This is a genomic window from Clostridiales bacterium, from assembly GCA_012512255.1.
GTDB lineage: Bacteria > Bacillota > Clostridia > Christensenellales > DUVY01 > DUVY01.
Genome location: JAAZDJ010000110.1, coordinates 1 through 2,806 on the forward strand (window position 1 = coordinate 1; position 2,806 = coordinate 2,806).

The 2,806-nt window shown below is 37.1% G+C and carries 3 protein-coding genes; all 3 read left to right on the forward strand.

Features of this window, described 5'->3' with window-relative positions:
- Positions 1 to 1,013, forward strand: a 1,013-nt coding sequence (locus tag GX756_05685; GenBank protein ID NLC17353.1) for a hypothetical protein, incomplete at its 5' end; no start/stop codon positions are given.
- A gap of 207 nt (positions 1,014 to 1,220) precedes the next feature.
- Positions 1,221 to 1,694 carry a cupin domain-containing protein gene (locus GX756_05690; GenBank protein ID NLC17354.1) on the forward strand — a complete coding sequence of 158 codons (474 nt, stop codon included), beginning with the start codon at positions 1,221 to 1,223 and terminating at the stop codon, positions 1,692 to 1,694.
- Between the two features lie 181 nt (positions 1,695 to 1,875).
- On the forward strand, positions 1,876 to 2,806 hold a 931-nt coding region (locus GX756_05695), incomplete at its 3' end, for a M23 family metallopeptidase (GenBank protein NLC17355.1).

Below are 2,806 nucleotides of genomic sequence, written 5' to 3' on the forward strand. Positions count from 1 at the left end.
AAAGCTATCACCAAAAGCCCGAGCAAGACAAAGCCCAAGACGAACCGCAGCTTAAGACGCCTGATAATAATAAACATAAAAGCCCCAAAGATAACAGCTATAAGCGCAAAAAAAGGCATAGGTTTTTTGACCCAAAATTTCAAATATCAGAAAGTTTTTTTGATATTTTACATAACCAATTATATACGCCATTCAAATTTATAAGACCCGGCCTAAAAAGAGATCCAAAATCCTCTGAAGAAAAAAGGCGCACCCCGCCTAAGCCCTGCGCGTATTATTCAAAAGAAAACGCGCAAAGCCGATTAAGTTTATCAGGCCAAGCCCAGAAAAAAGGCGTTACATTGCAAACCATTTTCGGCAATGTCGTTCAAAAAGACGCCGTTAATAAAATAGTAGTCAAAGGGGATTCGGTAAGCGGACAATATTACGACAATATAATAATAGAAATATACGATGTCAATGATGCTTTGATTAATACCATACGCCCCAAGTCCAATTCAGGCTATGGCGCTAATATAATGTTGGGTGATTTTGCGGGCAATGGCCTAAAACAAATATTTTTGGGCATAAATTCAGGAGGCAGCGGCGGGTTTGGATATTTTTATGTGTTTGACGCCCAAAACAATGAGATCAAAACATTATTTGATTATCAAGACTTTTCCCAAAAAAACCAATACATAGGCGAATACTTAAATAACTATAAAGCTAAGGTAAGCAAAAAAGGCTCAAAAGAACATTATATAATTGATTTGTCTTCCCGCTCTAAGGATTATTTAGATATGATATGGAAATCGGACGGTCAATTAATAGCCCCGCGAAAAATTGATATATCCGATGTCAATACGGTGTTTTCATATTATAATTATGCAACCCAATTATACGAGCTAATCATTTATCAGCGCGTTACAGGCCTTTTTAACGCCGACAGCTTGGGATATGTAATAACGCAACAGCATTTAAAAGACGGCAAGTTTATCGCATTCTTTGAAGGCTTGATGATTTTTCCTCAATAAAATTATCTAAAAATCAAAAAGCGGTATTTATAATACCGCCTTTTTTTTACTTATTATTAGAGTAAAAATATTATTAATTATTATAAAAAATTTTTCAAAATTTTATTTTTTTATTTTATTTTTAATTGACAAAAATTAACAATTACTATATCCTTATGATAATTATATTTGTAACAAGTTAAGTTATTACAAAGGAGGTATTATTATATGGAAGACATTATTATCGCAAAAGCGTCCGAGGTCAAAGCGACGCACAGAAAGGAACTTAATAAGTACGAATATTATAAGCGCGAATTAGTGCCTATAAGAGAAAACGGGCAATGCCAATTTAATTTATATGAAATTCCGCCCAACAAAGCGACATATCCTTATCACTATCACACAAAAAACGAAGAAGTTTTTTATATTTTGCAAGGCAAAGGCTTGCTTAGAACGCCCAAGGGCGAGCGGATTGTTACCGCCGGCGATTTTATTTATTTCCCCGCTAACGCAAACGGCGCGCACCAGATAAAGAACATATCCGATGAAAACCTGATATATTTGGACTTTGACACCCATAACGATATAGATGTTTGTTTTTATCCGGATACGGGCAAAGTCGGCGTTTGGGGCAGGGGCGTTAATCAGATTTATAGAATTAAAGACCAAGTTACATATTTTGACGGCGAAGAAGCCGAATAATTGCGTTTTGGGTATATAATTTAAGGAATAAAAAAAGAGGCCTATTAACCAATAATCTTTTCATAAAACACTCATATCATTTTTTGGCATAAGCCATCATGACATACCCCAAAAGACAATATGATTTTTTTCATATTGTTTTTTGGGGTATAAATTTATTTTTCAATCACATAATAAAAATATGAAAAAATCGGTTTTTTGCTTGTTTAGCGCTTGTTTGGTTATTATGTTATTTGGCGGCGGTTATAGGCTTAATGACCGCGATTTTATCAAATGGGTTGATTTTAATGTTCCTTACGGGATTTTGCATTTGGCTTACAAATACGATATAGAAACGGTTAATGAAAAAGTCCATTGCGATATGTGCGAAATGCTGGCGTATCTCGCCGCCAAAAACGGCAACCGCTTTTCCAAAAAGGATTACAGCGTATTAAACCGATTAGTCAAAGAATTAAAAAAAGGCATCAAGACCGAGGACTTAATTACAGGCAACAAAAAATATTATAGATATTATCTAGAATCATACAGAGCGATTTTTGCTAGATTTTTGGACCATTATAAAACCGAAGATAGGCAAGAAGGCTATGGTCTAGTGGCGTATTACCCTATAGCCAAAGGCTATTGGGTGTCTTCATACGACGATTTCGGCAATAGCCGCAATTACGGTTTCAAAAGACGCCATTTGGGACATGACATGTTCGGCTCGACGGGCACGCCCATAATCGCCGTGGAAGGCGGGACGATAACCGAATTTGGATGGAATAGATACGGCGGTTGGCGGATAGGGATAAGGTCGGACGATGGAAAAAGGTTTTATTATTACGCGCATCTGCGCAAAAACCGCCCCTATGCCCAAGGACTGCAAAAAGGCTCCAAAGTCGTAGCCGGGCAGGTAATTGGATATATGGGAGCGACCGGTTATAGTTATAAAGAAAACAACAACATGCGGGTAAGCCCCCATTTGCACTTTGGCTTGCAATTGATTTTTTACGAAAGCCAAGTCCGCGGCAATAACGAGATATGGATAGATGTCAACAATATTTGCAAGCTGCTAGAACACAATCGCGCCAAAACCATCAAAGATAGCGAAACCAAAGAACACAGAAGCGTAA

Coding starts and splice junctions, on each gene's coding strand:
- GX756_05690 (NLC17354.1), top strand. CDS start 1,221: ATGGAAGACATTATTATCGCAAAAGCGTCCGAGGTCAAAGCGACGCAC.